This window comes from Paenibacillus thalictri (assembly GCF_004307995.1).
GTDB lineage: Bacteria > Bacillota > Bacilli > Paenibacillales > NBRC-103111 > Paenibacillus_AF > Paenibacillus_AF thalictri.
Genome location: NZ_SIRE01000026.1, coordinates 33,979 through 49,389, shown reverse-complemented (window position 1 = coordinate 49,389; position 15,411 = coordinate 33,979). Strand labels below are relative to the sequence as shown.

Sequence of the window (15,411 nt, the reverse complement as noted above, 5' to 3'; positions counted from 1 at the left end):
TTTTTCTATTCCTGTTCCAACTGCTCTTGCCTCTTGCGGATTCGTTCCCATACGTCCCTATCCGCCGGGGTCGGGGCGAGTGGTTTGATGCGACCCATTTCTTCCCGCAGCGTCTTGTCAAATAACGGCACATTCGTGTACCGGCGAATCAGCTCTTGTCCGGGCGGCGGCATGATGGCGGGAATATACCCCGTTTCCCCGGAGAAATAATCAAGCTGCTCCTGCTCGTTCAAAAACTTCAGCACCGTCAGCGCCACTTCCTTTTTGCCTGACGTGTTGGCCAGCAGCATCAGCCCCTTACCGCCGGCGAGATTGCCTTCCTCGCCGCCTTGCTCCATGCGGGGCAGCGGCAGCGCGCCAAGCTGAAATTTGCCGGCGATCAGCCGCTCAAGCAAAGGCAGCTTCTCCGATGAGCTGAGCAGAATGCCGCCAAGCCCGTTCACAAACTGCGTCACGGCCATTTGGTGGGTCAGTCGCGGGAACAACGCGTACGTTTTGAGCGCGCGCTCCCACTGCGTAAAGGCGCCCGACCCGCGTGCGGTCAACGCTTCGATCTGCTGCGGCAACCGATCCGTCCGGCCAAGCTGGCTCAGCATCGTCAGCAAATACCAAGGCGTTTGCGTATCGGTGTGAAACCCCCAGAACGCCGGGTTGTTTTTCCTCACCGTATCCTGAAGGCGGGCGGACAACTGCCAGAGATCATCCCACACGGTTGCGCTGACCACGCCCGGTTCGTAATAATCGAGCAAATTTTTATGATAGAACAAAATCGGGATGCTGAAGCCGATCGGCCAGGCCCACAGCTTGCCGTCGTATTCAAATCTGCTGCGGATGCCGGCATGGAGCGCGGACCGCTCCTCTTCGCCCATCATCTCGTTTAGGGCCAGCGGCAGCCCGGTTTCAATCAGCGGAAGCAAGCCGTAATGTGAGCCGATTTCCGCCATATCGGGATACGTGCCTGCGGATAAGGCGGCGGTCAGCTCCTCCAGCAGCACATCCTGGTTATAGAAATACCGCCTGTTAATATGCACCTCGGGGTACTTTCTCTCGAAACGGTCGCATAATTCGATCAGCGCCGGTGTGCTCGCCCATACCTCAATTGTTTCCTTCGGCCTGTATTCCTGGTACAAGTTGTAGTTTTGCCGGTTCAAAATGTACAGTGAGCACAATATGCCGCCCATTAGCAGCAGACTAAGCGCCATCGCAAGGGTCCGTTTGTTCAAGTGAAAGTCACCCCGTTTCATTCATGCTGAATTTCAGGCGTTCCTGCGAAGATACCAGCGAATAGTTATGCTCACCCGGTGATTCCTGGAAAGGGGCGGCACTCCGTCATGACAACAACAGAACGCCTGACAGCCCCCGGTTTATACGGAAAAACCCCGTTTGCCGGATATTTTATTGACGATAATAAGCGATACGATTGTACACAGCGACAGGATCGAGGCAAGCGCCGCAGCCGTGCCGTAAGTGCCGTTGACGACCTCGCGGTAAATCGATACGGTGATCGTCGCAGTGGAGCCGTGGTACAGCACCACCGTTGAGCTAAGCTCGTTGATTGTGGTCACCCAGCTGAGAATCGCGCCGGACAATACGCCGGGGAGCATCAAAATCGCCGTTGTCTTGAAAAAGGTTTTCATCGGCGGCACGCCCAAGCTGATCGACGCTTCCTCGACGCTGCGATCAAGCTGAAACAAAATCGCCGAGCTCGACCGCATCGTATAGGGCAGCTTGCGGATCACATAAGCGACAACCAGAATCATCCATGTCCCCGTCATCACGATCGGCGGCGTATTAAAGGCGATAATCAAGCTGATCCCCAGTACTGTGCCGGGAATGACATACGGAATCATAATCATCGCATCAAGCAGCGCAGTGAGCTTCGATTTTTTGCGGACGACAACATACGAAATGAGCATGCCCGCCAGCACCATGATGACGATCGCTACGCTGGAGAAAGCAAACGTATTGCCGATTGCCTCCGGCACCCGGCCGAACACCTCCCTGTAGCTATCGAAGCCAAATTCGCTCGTAAAAACCGGACCTTTGGTTTTGATAAAAGAAGTCACAATGACGGTCGCCTGCGGAATCAGCGACAGCAGTACAACTGCGCCGGTAAACACATAGGCTCCCAACTTCGGCAGCCCTTTCAGCTTGACGATCTCGGGGGCGCGCATGCTGTTCATCGCATACGATTTTTTGGCGACAAGCCGCCGTTGCCAGAACAGCAGCAGGGTCGTGATCAACAGCAGCACAATGCTGATGGTGCTGGACATGCCCGGATTTGTGCCCATCTCGCCGACGAACTCCTCATACGTAAGGACCGCCAGTGTTTTAAGCCCTTGTCCGAGCAGCATCGGCGTGCCGAAGTCGGAGAACGAAGCCATAAACACCATCAAAGCGCCCATCGACACCGTCGGAAAAATAAGCGGCAGCGTCACCTTGCGAATCCGGCTCCAGGCATGAACACCCAAGCTTTCCGACGCTTCCTCCAGCGATTTGTCAATCGTTTTGAGCGCTCCCGACACGTACAAATAAATATGCGGATAATACTGCAGCGCAAATACAAAGATCATTCCGTGCAGGCCGTAAATCGACTTGATATGAATGCCCAGCGAACCCAGAAACCTCGTGATGAAGCCATTGTTGCCCAGCATCAAAATCCATGAATACGCCCCGATAAACGGCGGCGACAGCAGCGTCAGGATGATGAGAATATGAACAAACCCTTTGCACGGAATATGAAACCGGCTCATCACGTAAGCCATCGGAATGCCGATCATACACGCCAATACGGTCGCCGAACCCGATACGATAAAGCTGTTCAGCAGCGCGCCGTAATAATACTTCAGCTTGAAGAAATTGATATAGTTGTCGAAGTTCATCTTGCCGTCAGCCAACATGCTGGCCATAAACACTTTGCCCAGCGGATAAATTAAAAATAACAGAAAGAAGGCCAGGGAAACAAGCGTAACGACGGTCCACAAGTCAAAACGGAAGCGGCGTTGATTACGCATCGGCAATGCCGGACTGCTCATAACCTTTAAGCACCTCCTTGCCGTGCTGGTCAAAAATGACCGATTGCTCCGGATGGATGCGCACGCTCACATGTTTGCCGCCGGCCAGCTGGCGGTTTCGGCCCGCCGAGGAACGTTCGCTGATCAGCACCGTCTGCCCCCCTGGCAAGCGGACGCTGATCTCCACCTTCTCGCCAAGGAAGGTAACCGTCTCGACCGTCCCCGCTATACGCGGTTCGGCACCGCTCCCTCCGGCCGTATCGCTTAAGCTGAGCTGCTCCGGACGGATCGAATATATCGCCTTCCCCTCATAGGCCCTCAGCAGCGGAACGGTGACCGTAACATCGCAAATTCGCATCGTCGCAGTCCGGCTGGCCGCATCATAACGTCCGATCTCGGCGTCGATGAAATTGGTGGTGCCGATAAAATTCGCCACAAACCGGTTGACCGGCGATAAATAAATTTCGTCCGGTTTGCCCACCTGCTGAATAACCCCCTGCTCCAGCACCGCAATCCGGTCCGAGACGGCCAGCGCCTCTTCCTGGTCGTGGGTTACGTAAATTGTCGTGATGTTGAGCCGTTTCTGCAGATCGCGGATTTCCGCCCGCATCTTAAGCCGCAGCTTCGCATCCAGATTGGAGAGCGGTTCATCCATCAGCAGCAGGTCCGGCTGGATCACGATCGCCCGCGCCAAAGCGATGCGCTGCTGCTGGCCCCCGCTCATCTGCGACGGCTGCCGGTCGCGCAGGTGCGCCAGCTCCACAACCTCAAGCGCCTCCATCACGCGTTTTTCGATGTCCGCTTTGCCGATGCTGCGCGCCTTCAGCCCGTAAGCGACATTTTCGAACACGGTCAGATGCGGAAATATCGCGTAGTTTTGGAATACCATCCCGATATTCCGTTTATGCACCGGCACCCGGTCGACATTTTTATCGCCGAAATAAATGTGCCCTTCCTCTTGCTGGTAAAATCCTGCGAGCGTACGCAGCAGCGTCGTTTTGCCGCAGCCGCTCGGACCCAGCAAGGTGAAAAATTCCCCTTTGGCAATATGCAGATTGGCCCGGTCGATGCCTTTGGCTTCGCCGAAATATTTGGTAACCTGTTCAATTTTCACGTCTTGCATGATGATCTTCCTTTCCAAAGTTTCCGTTTCCCGATTGCCTGCGGACAGTATGAAGGACCACACACGGGATGTGATCCTTCTGCAAGGGAGCTTTAAGTCCCTGACGCCATTACTGTTTGCCGACCCAAATGTCCTGGAATTTCTTCAACACTTCGCCTTGCTTTTCGCCGGACCATTTGGAATCGTAATTGACTAACGGAATGCTTTTTGCCGGAACAAGACCTTCGGTTGGTTTCACATCATCGCGCACCGATCTGCGCTTGAATTCGGTGGAGACCATTTCCTGCATATCTTTACTGACGAGAAAATCTAGGAACTTTTTGCCGTTTTCACTGTTTTTCCCGTTTTTGATCAGCGCCGCAATGTCGGGCAGCACGGATGTGCCTTCTTTCGGATAAATGACGCCGACCGGAGCTCCCCCGACGACATGGCGGAAAGCCGCTTCTTCATAAGTGACGCCTACAGGGAACTCGCCGTCGGCAACCGCTTTAGGGACTGCACTGGAGCCGGACAGCAGCTTCGTATCCAGATTCTTCGAATATTTCTTGACGTAATCCCAGCCCTTTTCGCCGTTTTTCTCGAAAGCGGTCAGCATGGTAGCAAGCTGGATGTAAGAGGTGCTTGCTTTGCTCGGATCGGCGAAGGCGATTTTGCCTTTCCACTTCGGATCAAGCAGATCCTCCCAGCTTTTTGGCGCCTCGTTGTCGGGAACGAGCTTTTTATTGTACATGATAACTTGCACGACCAGGTTAAACGCCGTCCAATGGTTCGTCGGACTCTTAAACGCAATTACATCGGAATCCTTCACTTTGTACGGCTCGAAGTAACTTTTGTATATTTCCAAAGAATCGGCCATGCCGCCCCACAACACGTCGCCCATCGGATTGGCGCTTTCCGCTTGCACCCGTTTATACAATTCGCCGGTGCCGCCGGTGACTAGCTCGACTTTGATCTTCGTGCGGTCCTGAAACTCCTTGACGACCGGATTCAAAATTTCCGACGGCGTGGACGTGTACAACACCAGCTTATCCGTGCCCGGCGCGGGAGTCGGCGTATTGGCCGCCCCTGACGCAGCAGGCGCTGCCGGCTTGCCGTTGTCTTTAGCCGGAGCGCTGCCGCAGCCTGCCAGCAGCGAACCTGCGAGTACGGCCGCAAGGCCTAACGATACGATCTTTTTCATATAATCTTAACCCCTCCTGAATAATAAACTCATTTATTATATTAAGGGGCTGCTAAAACGCTTACAATGCGGTGATCTTTCTATGATGTTGAAATGTTTTCCCGCTCGCGGTATTCGCGTGGCGTCATGCCAACCGCCTTCTTGAACACCTGGCTGAAATACCGCTGGTCCGTGTAGCCGACCGTCAACGCGACCTCATACGTTTTTACACGCGGGTCGCGCAGCAGCTCCTTCGCTTTGCCGATCCGTTTTTCGGTGATGTAGTCGGTGAACGTTTTCCCCGTGGCGTTTTTGAACATTTTGCTGAAATACCCTTCACTGACAAAAAGCTCGGCCGCCAGCTTCGCCACCGTCAACGGCTCGTGAAAGTTCCGGTCGACGCGATCCACAACCTTCAGGATCTCGGCCATATGATTCATCATGCTGTACAGCATGATTCCCCCTCCGTGCTGCATCTGATGCTCCAAAGCCCGCGTCGCCTGGTAGCCGCCCTCCGGCAAATCGCGCAGCGAGGCCAGCAGCTCGCTGACGCCAACCGGGACCGCCGTCTCCTCATCCGCATGTTCGCTTATGACCTCGGCCAGCTTGGCGGGGATGTCGCCTTCGGAGGCAAGGGAGTCGAGCACATAGAAGGCGGCCGTTTGCGCGCCGGGCTCCTGCCAGGAGGCGACGGCGTAATGCGGCTCTCCGGCGTTAGGAGCGCCGGCAAGCCGGTCCAGCGACGCCTCGGACGGCTGCCTCATATACTGCTGGCACAGCAGCTGGAAGTAGCTCTCCCGTTCCGAACGCTCCTTGCGAATCGCCTCAAGCGCCTTCTGCAGCGTTCGCAGCAGCTCGTCTTCGTCCGTCGGTTTCAGCAATATGTCGAATGCGCCAAGCGTAAGCGCCTGCTTCGCATATTGGAATTCGCCGAAGCCGGTCAGCAAAATGATTTTGAGCTGCGGGTATTGGGCTAACCCCGCTTCCGTCAATTCGAGTCCGTCCATCCCCGGCATCCGGATGTCTGTTAACATAATATCGGGTTCTATCGTGTTTATGATGTCCAGCGCCTCATACGCGTTGGAACATACCGCCTGGAGATCGATGCCAAGCCGTTCCCACGGGATCATCGTCTTTAGTCCTTCGCGGATGATATATTCGTCGTCAACGATCATCATCTTGATCATGTTTTATTCCCCCTGACGTTCCGGCCGGAATGCCGAGTTCGATACGTGTCCCTTTGCCTTTTTCGCTTTGAATTGTAAATTCGGCCTGCTCTCCGAAGTAAATGTACAGCCGCTTGATGACGTTTTCCAGGCCGATGCCCGTATGTCCGCGCTGCGGCACACGAAATTCGCGCCTGCGAATTTCCGCCAGCTGCTCCTCCCCAATGCCGACCCCATCGTCGGTGATCGCAATCCGCAGCATGCCGCCTGCCTTTTGGATACGCACGTGCAGGATGCCTTTCTCCAGCTTCGCTTCCAGGCCGTGGACAATCGCGTTTTCGATCAACGGCTGAAGCATCAGCGTCGGAATCAAGCAAGACCGGGCGTCCTCGTCCACTTCAATGGTCATATCGAATTTATCCCGGTAGCGGATACTCTGGATCGCCAAATAATTTTGAATATGCCGCATGTCTTCACCGACCGTGACCATATCTTTCGTTTTATTGATCGAATACCGCAGCATTTCGGCTAAAGATACGACAATCCGGCTGATTTCTGCAACCCCTTTCATTTTGGCCAGCCAATTGACCGTCTCCAGCGTGTTGTACAGAAAATGCGGATTGATTTGCGCTTGCAGCGCCTTAAGTTCCGATTCCCTGAGCCGCACCTGCTTTTCATAGCTTTCCCGGATCAAATCGTTCAGCCGCTGCGTCATCCGGTCGAAGCTTCGTCCGAGCCGACCGACGTCGTCTTGGTACTTCGGATTAAAACGCACATCCAAATGCCCGGATTCCACCTTGGTCATCAGCCCGGTCAGTTGGGTCAGCGGGCGCGTGACCGTCGCCGACAGCAAATAAGCGAGCCAAATCGCCACCAATAATCCCATACAAGCGAGCACAATCGTAAAATTGCGGATAATCGACGTTTTCTCCGCAATCAGGCTGAACGGAATGACGCTGACCATTTTAAACCCCGTGCTTTTCACGGTATTGTAGACCATAATGTGCGGAGAGCCGTTCCAATCGGCCTTAAAATAACCTTCCTCGCGCTGCAAAATCCGGTCCAGTTCCGGGTGCTGCAGGTTGGTGCCCACTGCCGATTTATCGGGAAAGCTGGAGATCACATATCCCATATCGTCGAGCAAATAAAAGGTGGAGCCGGAAAATCCCCTCACCGTCTGGTAAATATCCGCTACCGCCGAATCCAAAATGTCGATCACCAGGTAACCGAGCTTCTCGTCGGTTTTAATATGTTTGAGCAGCCGGCCTGCGCTGAGCACAACCTCCTGCGACTCCATCTTGCGGATGCTGTACTGCGCGTCCCACGCGACGTTGCCGTTCGCCTGATTTGCTTTGCGGAATATCCCCCACCGCTCCAGGTAACGGTCGTAGTTCATCGGAATGTAATCGCCGGTAAAATACCGGTCGCCGTTTAAGCCTATCACATAAATTTTTACGCCCCACTTCTTGGAGCTGAGCAGCGTCTCGAACAAACCGTTGATCTGCTGGTAATCCTGGAATTTCTCCGTATCCCCGCGGCTGCCCGGCTTCAACAAAATGTCCTGCAGCAGGCTGTTCCGGTACATATACATGGACAGCTGCTCGACGTCTTTGATAAAGAAGGACATGCTTTTCTCAATCTGCCGCATCCGCTCCAGTTCGCCTTCGCTGATCTGCTCCTGCATCATGCCGGCCGATTTCTGAAACGAAAACAACCCGAGTATCATCAGCGGGATCAGCACGATCGCGGTAAAAATAATGTTCAGCTTGACGCGCAAATTCAGGTTCATGAGCCTGCGCATCGCTCCCCCTCCTTCTCAAGCCGCATGTACCGTCTAGTGTATCAGACAAGCCCTGTTTCGGGTAGGGATAATGAAAAAGCCATGATTAAAGAAAAAACCGCCATCTCGGCGGTTTGTGTTCATGTTCGGGATGTTTATTCTCGCGCTGTTAACGTATCTGAAAAAGAAATAACCCGCCCAGGTTAACGGCTGGCGGGTTATTTCAAACCTATGTCTCAGACGGAGGTTCCGCCTCAGTGTTAAGGCTTGTGTCAACGTATGTTTCCATGAAAAAAGCCCTTGAACATCAAGGACTTTGTGAAGTAAGCGGGTGATGGGAATCGAACCCACGCCACCAGCTTGGGAAGCTGGAGTTCTGCCATTGAACTACACCCGCGAGATAATGAAAATTATATAGCTTGCAGCTTGTCTTGTCCAGCGTTTCGTTCAGAAAACCGTAAAAAGCCCAGGGAGTCCCTTCCCCTCCGGGCTTTTCCTATATCCGTCCTATTTCACTTTTCTGCGTTCCATGAAAAACAGAATAAAAATCGCCGCATTCATGGCAAAAAGCAGCATAATCAGGGTCACCAGCATGTTCATACCGCACCGCCTTCTTCTTTTTTCAGGGCAATCGTTTGAATGCCGTCATACAACGTTGCCAAATAAAACGTGCTGCCGCCAAATGCCACATCCGTTACCGGGATCCCCTGCTTGATTGAAATCAGTCGAAGATTGTCCCGAAAACAAGTCAATAGAAACAATCCTCTGTTCGAGCACGCGTACACCTTGCCGCCTGACGCAATGACAGAATAAAAAAAGAACCGTTCAAACACAACTTTGTCAAACGCGCCCTTCGCATTGCCGAAGACAAGTTCCCCTTGACCCGTCGTGCCTACCAACCGTCCCTGGAGCGACGCCATGCTTGTAATCGGTGAACCCATCGGATAATGAATCCACGACGAGGTATACCAATCGTAGATGGAAAGTCCGCATTCGCTGCCCAAAAACAAAAAATCAGGGGATTGAATAAAGTCATACACTTCTTGGTTATATATATCCGTCTTCAGCCATCCCTTAGATGACTTACACCAAATACCGTACTGTGTTGCCGCAAAACAATACCCGCCCTCGCTCTTCAATTGATAGCAAGGAACGGTAACTTCATCCGCCTGCCAGCTGTCGCCTTCCAGGTGGAACAACCCTTTGTTGGTACACGCATACAAGACATCGCGGTCCTGCTGCAAGCGATTCACAATCGTACCCTCGGGCAAGCCGTTGTCCATACACGCCATGTGTCCTTCTTTGAAGATGCGATACACGCCGCTTCCCAATGCAGCTGCGACAAGCATGTCGTCCGGACCGATCGTAATGGAGGAAAAATGATGCAACAGCCGTTCTTGCTGAAACGGAAATCGAGAGTCCCGCATTACATTTCGACTCCTTCTACATAGCTAGTTATTGTATAATTAATAATAATTGAAAATGATTCTCATTGTCAAATGTATTTTCCACTCCTGTTAACAAAAAAACACGGACGCTCCCTTATGGAGAGCTCGCCCGTGTTCCTATGCAGGTGAATCGCCGGCCCATGTTACTGCGCCTTATTTTCCACATTCATAAACTCTTTGTACGGCTTGTCGCCCACTTTCCATGCCACCTGCACATTCTGCACATCCATCCAGCTTTTGTCGGCTGCTTGAGGATCAGGATCGTATGGCGTCTGATTATCGTACATATCGGGCTGCACTGCTGTAAACGAAGTCGACGTATTGTCCTTATAATTTACGGTAACGATAAGCTCGGCAAGTTTATCCAGCCCGTTGTACTGCGCAGTTGGCTTCACAACCGATTGCTTGCCGTCGCCGACCATGACAACGGTCACCTTCCAATGTTCGGACTGTCCCTGAAGCGAAGCCGGCTTGGCGCGTTCCTGGTTGTTCTTATTTTGTTGGGTGACGGCATAAATGGATATGCCCACAAGCACAAGCAGCAGCACGGCCAGAATGTAAGGCAATTTTTTTCCCATGATGAGACCTCCTTGATTCATTCACAAGATAAATGTTTTTGGTATTTTGTGCATTATTTTATTCTAAATACACGAGAGAAACAAGTTTTCCGCTTTGACTTCGCAAACCGGTTGTCGTTAAATGAAATGGAACCACTATTAGTCGGGAGGGTGACTTATGAAATACCGTATATTGGGACAAACCGAAATGAAAGTATCCGTCATCGGCGTTGGCACATGGCAATTCGGCGGCGAGTGGGGCATGCAATTCAGCCAAGGGCAAGTTGACGATATTTTGAACAAATCCAAGGAGTTGGGAATTAACCTGATTGACACCGCCGAATGTTACGGGGACCATCTCTCCGAATCTCTGATCGGCAATTACTTGGCCCGCGGAAACCGGGACGAATGGGTTGTCGCGACCAAGTTCGGGCATCATTTCACAAGCAATTTTACCCGCGACCCATTGTGGACGGCGGAAGACGTATTAACACAACTTGACGCTTCGCTAAAAGCGCTGCAGACAGATTACATCGACCTTTACCAATTCCATTCGGGTACGGATGAAGCATTCGATAACGACGCCTTGTGGACGGCGCTTGATAAACAGGTGCAAGCCGGTAAAATCCGGCACCTCGGCACCTCGATCGGCAGCAACGACAACTTGCATCAAACGGAAAGCTCTACCCGGGTGGGCTCTAAAGCGATCCAGGTCGTATACAACCGGCTTGACCGCAAACCGGAGGAAAGAGTGTTTCCATCCTGCATCGAGCAAAACCTGGGCGTTCTCGCCCGCGTGCCGTTGGCCAGCGGCTACTTAAGCGGCAAATACAAACCAGGCGCCACTTTTGCCGATAACGACGTCCGCCACCGGCACGATCGGGAGCAGACACTGGAAAAGCTGAAGCTGGTCGAGCAGATTCGCGACAACGAAGTTCCGGCCGGAATGGATATGGCAACATGGGCTTTGGCTTGGTGCTTAAAGCATCCGGCAGTCACCGCGGTCATTCCCGGCTGCAAAAATCCCGAGCAAGTTGAAGCCAATGCCAGAGCCGCGGAGTTCTTGAATGACAGCCACCCTCAAGCATGGAAAGAGCAGGCATGAACAAATAATCCATGTTTTTAAGCAAGCTGATCCATGTTATTTAACACTTACACAGTGTATGCTAGCTCCTAAAGCACATTTGAATACGTTATTTCAGAAGGGTCTGGGGCAGCATGAAAGTCACCACGCGCATTTATTTGGACGCCGCGCTACAAAACGTCAAAAGTGTCGCCTTTTTTACTTTTCTGCAAGTTTTGATCGCCAGGCTGGGAGCGAGCAACTTTGAGATTGCCCTTTCCAACTCGCTGCCTCCGCTTTTTTGCGCCATATCGCTTGCTTTTCTAACCAGACAGCTCCCCATTACGAGGGGAGTTTTTCTGGCCAGCGGCTACATCAGGCAATGCGCATTTTTGTGCATGGCCTTTTCGGTGCTGCTGCCGAATCCGATCCCGTATCTGCTCATTTTTTGGTCGGTCAATGCGGTTGCTGTGATGATATCTGGCGCGCAGCAGCCGGCGATTATGCGCAGATGGGTGGAGCCGCATCAATTCCCGGGTATTTTCAGCATGAACAAGCTGATCGGGATCGTCATTGTGACGATAGGCAGCTTTGGCATCGGCGCAATATTAGATGCGACAAACGTATTTTTTCCGAAAAACTATTTTGTTTCCATGTTGATCGGGTGTATCGCCACGTTTGCGGGAATGTCTTTAATAGCCGAGCTGGCGCCGCATGAGAAAAAGCCGATCCGGTTTACCATGGTTAAACCGTTCCAGGAATGCGACCGGAAAATCTGGTGGATGGGCCTCAATAACATCGGCGTTGCGATGGTAGCCCCGCTTTTTATTATTTATCATGTCAAAGTGCTCGGATTAACCAACACGCAAATCGCCTATTTCGTCGTCACTGCGGGGGTGCTCTCAGCACTGCTGCTGCCGCTGGCGCGAAGACTGATGGAACGCTTCAGCTCAGGGAAAGTATACTCGGCCGCAGTCGCTGCCATGGCGCTTTGTGTTATCCCTTACGGCTTCGTCTCGCAGCTGTGGCTGCTCATCGTGATGCAAGGTTTGATCGGATTGTGCCAAAGCGTCTACGAGGTTTCCTCCCAGTCCATGATGATGGAGGAAGCCGGCAAACATAAAAAAGAAATGGCTTATTTCTCCGACTTCCAGCTGGTCATGAACGCCGGCAACAGCATCGGGGCGTTTGTTGCGGGAGCGCTGGTCGCGGCCCTCCCATTATGGGGCTGCTTTATGATCATCGCAGCTACGCGGCTGCTGTTTTTCGGCACCATCTATATGAAGCCCCGCCCCCTGCCTTACAAACAAAAAAGCGTACGTCTCCGGCCATAAGCAGCCCGGGCGTACGCTTTTTATTTTAGGATAAAACTCCGCTTCTAATAGATTCGAATCACTTTATCGTAGACGGTCTCGTCATCATTGCTATCCATCACCCGGACTTCAATGTTCCATTGCCCCGCATACGGCAAGTAACGGCCTTCCGCCTGAAAGCTGAACTTGGTCATGCCGTACGATTCCTCTCCCGGAATTTTATTTTCAAAAGGCGTCACAGGAACCTCGATTGGCGCAATATCCGGATTGTCCAGATCCGTCAGCTTCAGTAGCAGTTGCTTTGGTTTGCCCAGCTTTTCGGGCAGCCAGACGCTAACGATAAATTTGTTGTTGCCGGGAACATTAGGCGTAATCTGTACCGTCATATGCTGGCGTTCGCCCATCACGTGCCAATGCAGCGGTTCGTTCGCCGGCAGCGGATTGAGGTAAGTAAATACGCCAACGACAGCCACAATAAGTAGCGCGAATACCGAGTCAAGAACAAGCCATGGACGGAGACCGCTCATATTCCGTTTACGGAACAGCAGCCGGATACACGATGCGGTAATGACGACAAGCAGCACCAGAACCATTTTGGCAATCAGCAGCCCGCCCCATTGGGTATAAGCGAGATAACTTATATCCGGCAAAAAAATAAACGTCGACAAGATCCCCGACACAATCAGCAGCAATATCGAGATAAAAGCCACATTCGAGAATGTGCGGTAAAACGATGCAGCCGCCTCTTTGCTATGCGAATACAAGCGAAGGAGCAGCAGCAAACCGGATACCCACGCAGCGGCGGCAGCCAGATGCACAAAATCGAGAACGATCGTTTCACTCCGCGGCTCAAAAGCTGCGGCATGGCCGTTAAAACATTTGGCAAGCAGCAGCGCGGCGGCCCATAACACATCCACCCACAGCTTGCGTCCGACAAACACAAAGCCAAGCAAAGACAAGACCAGCGTAACCATCCATGAAATGCCCAGTCCCGTTTTTGTAAACAGGGCTGCAATATCTTGCGCTCCCCCGCCCCCGAGCACATCGTTCAGATGCGTGTACATCATAAAGATGACGGCAAGCAAAAACAACCTCTGCAATCCTACATTCCATTTGCGGAGCCACTCTTGCACGCTGGCTTCCTTGAAGCGGCCTATGTGCATCCATACAGCCCAGCCGGTCACCAAAAGAAGCGCGATAAAATAAATAATACGCGAGGCAAATTGAATGATATCGGAAAATTCCAATTGGCCGTTAAGTTCGCCGTGATGATGCATATTCGCCATCGTGTCTTCCGGCAGGGACGTACTCCCCGAGCCTTGCCCTACGGTAAATAAATAGGTGCCTTCCACCGGATGACCGTCCGCCGAGATGATGTGGTACGTCACGATATAATCCCCGTCCCCAACGGACGGCAGCTTCAACGTTACCCCCGTGTGGGTCGCGTTCATGGCAGCCTGAGCATTCGTGATTTGCTTTTTCGCCGAGTCAAATACCCGTATGTAGAACAATCCATCTTCCAGCCGCTCGTTAAACGTCAGCGAAACTTCCGCCGGCGCCGCCGCCAGCTTGGCATTGGCCTCCGGTACCGCCTGCACCAAAGAAGCATGGGCAAACACGCGGTTTGGCACTACCAAAACCACGAGCATCCAACATAAGAACAACCATTTGAATTTCATAACGAAACTTCCTCCAAGTCAAGCCGCCGAGATGATAAGGCTTTTCCCCTCATCACAGGACAAAGTCAATCCAGGGAATAAACCGTCACAGCTCCGATATTTTTTTCCTGCCAGCAAAACCATCAAACAGTCCGTGATAGTGTTCGACGCGCTCCTCGCCTTTTTTCCAGCAAAGCAGCACTTCCCCGCCATCCATCAACGCCGGGAAATCGACAAGTCCCATATCGACGTCCTTCAATTCGATTCCTTTCAGCTCAAAGCCGGCAAGACCGCTTTTAAATTGTACCTGTAAAAATTCAAGCTCACATTCCAGCGTAAAGGTCAAATCGTCATGGTCCGGCTGTCCCGGTTTCAACTCGCATAGCTCCGTGTATTTCCGCTCAAATTGGCGTTTCATCTCCTGCAACTCGTCGACCTGCTTGCGCACCTCGGGAAGCAATCTGTTTGCCTCAACAAGAGTATAATACTTTCTGCTCAATGCGACTCCCCATTTCCGTTCATCCAAAGACGCTTATTATTTGTGATCGTGTGTGTGCCCATGACGGACGTGGGATCCGTGATGGTCTTCATTCTCATTGCCGTCCACATGCGTAACCGAAAGTTCAGCATAAAAGACGCCCTTCAGCACCTGGATGTGTTGATGAAGCTCCCGCAGCCGCGCATAAAGACCACGCACGACAATGACTTCGAGGCATTGGTGATGATTTAGATGTATATGTGTCGTCGAGTTGATCTCGTGGTGATACTGATGCTGCATCTCGGTAAGCACCAACGGCAGGTCGCTCACATGATGATCGTAAACAAGCACGATGGTTCCGGCCACCCATTGCCCGTCATGCAGCTGATTCGGTGCAATCAGCGCCTTCCGGATCAAATCGCGGACAGCTTCAGAACGATTATCGTAGCCTTGTCCGCCTATCATCGCGTCAAACTGATCGATTAAATATTGCGGCATCGATACGCCAAACCTTACTAACTGCTCTTTGTCCGACATCTCTTCCTCCAGGGATTTCTCCCGCGTTTTATTTTAGATGTAAATACCGATTCACTACGTGCCAGAGGTCCCTTAATAGCAGCTCCTGCGGCCGTTTAGATGAATAATTCTCCTA

13 protein-coding genes and 1 tRNA gene are annotated in these 15,411 nt (G+C 52.3%); 2 read left to right on the top strand and 12 right to left on the bottom strand.

Going from position 1 to position 15,411, the window contains the following annotated elements:
- Positions 1–5: 5 nt before the first annotated feature.
- The 9 genes from EYB31_RS30370 to EYB31_RS30330 form a co-directional block, all read right to left on the bottom strand.
- Complete coding sequence (locus EYB31_RS30370; protein ID WP_165452698.1) at positions 6–1,223, bottom strand: ABC transporter substrate-binding protein; 1,218 nt, start codon at positions 1,221–1,223, stop codon at positions 6–8.
- A 141-nt stretch (positions 1,224–1,364) separates the two neighbouring features.
- Complete coding sequence (locus EYB31_RS30365; RefSeq protein ID WP_206105509.1) at positions 1,365–3,035, bottom strand: ABC transporter permease; 1,671 nt, start codon at positions 3,033–3,035, stop codon at positions 1,365–1,367.
- Positions 3,007–4,137 carry an ABC transporter ATP-binding protein gene (locus tag EYB31_RS30360; protein WP_131017248.1) on the bottom strand — a complete coding sequence of 377 codons (1,131 nt, stop codon included), beginning with the start codon at positions 4,135–4,137 and terminating at the stop codon, positions 3,007–3,009. Before EYB31_RS30360 ends, EYB31_RS30365 begins: the two co-directional genes overlap by 29 nt.
- A gap of 109 nt (positions 4,138–4,246) precedes the next feature.
- Positions 4,247–5,317 (bottom strand): ABC transporter substrate-binding protein, encoded by a 1,071-nt coding sequence (locus tag EYB31_RS30355; RefSeq protein ID WP_131017247.1) that lies wholly within the window; start codon positions 5,315–5,317, stop codon positions 4,247–4,249.
- An 80-nt stretch (positions 5,318–5,397) separates the two neighbouring features.
- Positions 5,398–6,483 (bottom strand): response regulator transcription factor, encoded by a 1,086-nt coding sequence (locus tag EYB31_RS30350; protein WP_131017246.1) that lies wholly within the window; start codon positions 6,481–6,483, stop codon positions 5,398–5,400.
- Positions 6,461–8,263, bottom strand: a complete 1,803-nt coding sequence (locus tag EYB31_RS30345) for a cache domain-containing sensor histidine kinase (protein ID WP_131017245.1) — start codon at positions 8,261–8,263, stop codon at positions 6,461–6,463. Before EYB31_RS30345 ends, EYB31_RS30350 begins: the two co-directional genes overlap by 23 nt.
- A gap of 305 nt (positions 8,264–8,568) precedes the next feature.
- Positions 8,569–8,639: transfer RNA gene (locus EYB31_RS30340), tRNA-Gly, on the bottom strand.
- Between the two features lie 199 nt (positions 8,640–8,838).
- A complete protein-coding gene (locus tag EYB31_RS30335; protein WP_131017244.1) occupies positions 8,839–9,669 on the bottom strand; it encodes a hypothetical protein in 831 nt (276 codons plus the stop codon).
- A gap of 164 nt (positions 9,670–9,833) precedes the next feature.
- Entirely contained in the window at positions 9,834–10,268 is a 435-nt protein-coding gene (locus EYB31_RS30330) for a hypothetical protein (protein WP_131017243.1), read from the bottom strand.
- 157 nt (positions 10,269–10,425) lie between these two features.
- On the opposite strand from EYB31_RS30330, the gene EYB31_RS30325 reads away from it, so the two are divergent.
- Together EYB31_RS30325 and EYB31_RS30320 are read left to right on the top strand one after the other, a co-directional pair.
- On the top strand, positions 10,426–11,352 hold the full coding sequence (locus tag EYB31_RS30325) for an aldo/keto reductase (RefSeq protein ID WP_131017242.1): 927 nt from the start codon (positions 10,426–10,428) through the stop codon (positions 11,350–11,352).
- Positions 11,353–11,465: 113 nt separating this feature from the next.
- Complete coding sequence (locus EYB31_RS30320; protein ID WP_131017241.1) at positions 11,466–12,644, top strand: MFS transporter; 1,179 nt, start codon at positions 11,466–11,468, stop codon at positions 12,642–12,644.
- Between the two features lie 44 nt (positions 12,645–12,688).
- Here the strand turns inward: EYB31_RS30320 and EYB31_RS30315 are convergent, their stop codons facing one another.
- From EYB31_RS30315 to nikR, 3 genes are all read right to left on the bottom strand, one after another.
- Complete coding sequence (locus tag EYB31_RS30315) at positions 12,689–14,302, bottom strand: copper resistance CopC/CopD family protein (RefSeq protein WP_131017240.1); 1,614 nt, start codon at positions 14,300–14,302, stop codon at positions 12,689–12,691.
- An 85-nt stretch (positions 14,303–14,387) separates the two neighbouring features.
- A complete protein-coding gene (locus EYB31_RS30310) occupies positions 14,388–14,780 on the bottom strand; it encodes a DUF2203 domain-containing protein (protein ID WP_131017239.1) in 393 nt (130 codons plus the stop codon).
- A gap of 36 nt (positions 14,781–14,816) precedes the next feature.
- Positions 14,817–15,296: a nickel-responsive transcriptional regulator NikR gene (gene nikR, locus EYB31_RS30305; RefSeq protein ID WP_131017238.1), complete on the bottom strand. Its 480-nt coding sequence runs from the start codon at positions 15,294–15,296 to the stop codon at positions 14,817–14,819.
- Between the last annotated feature and the right edge of the window lie 115 nt (positions 15,297–15,411).

Bases quoted from the DNA above. Each gene is read 5' to 3' on its own strand.
- EYB31_RS30335 (WP_131017244.1), bottom strand. From the start codon at position 9,669: ATGCGGGACTCTCGATTTCCGTTTCAGCAAGAACGGCTGTTGCATCAT.
- EYB31_RS30325 (WP_131017242.1), top strand. From the start codon at position 10,426: ATGAAATACCGTATATTGGGACAAACCGAAATGAAAGTATCCGTCATC.
- EYB31_RS30350 (WP_131017246.1), bottom strand. From the start codon at position 6,483: ATGATCAAGATGATGATCGTTGACGACGAATATATCATCCGCGAAGGA.
- nikR (WP_131017238.1), bottom strand. From the start codon at position 15,296: ATGTCGGACAAAGAGCAGTTAGTAAGGTTTGGCGTATCGATGCCGCAA.
- EYB31_RS30320 (WP_131017241.1), top strand. From the start codon at position 11,466: ATGAAAGTCACCACGCGCATTTATTTGGACGCCGCGCTACAAAACGTC.
- EYB31_RS30315 (WP_131017240.1), bottom strand. From the start codon at position 14,302: ATGAAATTCAAATGGTTGTTCTTATGTTGGATGCTCGTGGTTTTGGTA.
- EYB31_RS30345 (WP_131017245.1), bottom strand. From the start codon at position 8,263: ATGCGCAGGCTCATGAACCTGAATTTGCGCGTCAAGCTGAACATTATT.
- EYB31_RS30360 (WP_131017248.1), bottom strand. From the start codon at position 4,137: ATGCAAGACGTGAAAATTGAACAGGTTACCAAATATTTCGGCGAAGCC.
- EYB31_RS30330 (WP_131017243.1), bottom strand. From the start codon at position 10,268: ATGGGAAAAAAATTGCCTTACATTCTGGCCGTGCTGCTGCTTGTGCTT.
- EYB31_RS30355 (WP_131017247.1), bottom strand. From the start codon at position 5,317: ATGAAAAAGATCGTATCGTTAGGCCTTGCGGCCGTACTCGCAGGTTCG.
- EYB31_RS30365 (WP_206105509.1), bottom strand. From the start codon at position 3,035: ATGAGCAGTCCGGCATTGCCGATGCGTAATCAACGCCGCTTCCGTTTT.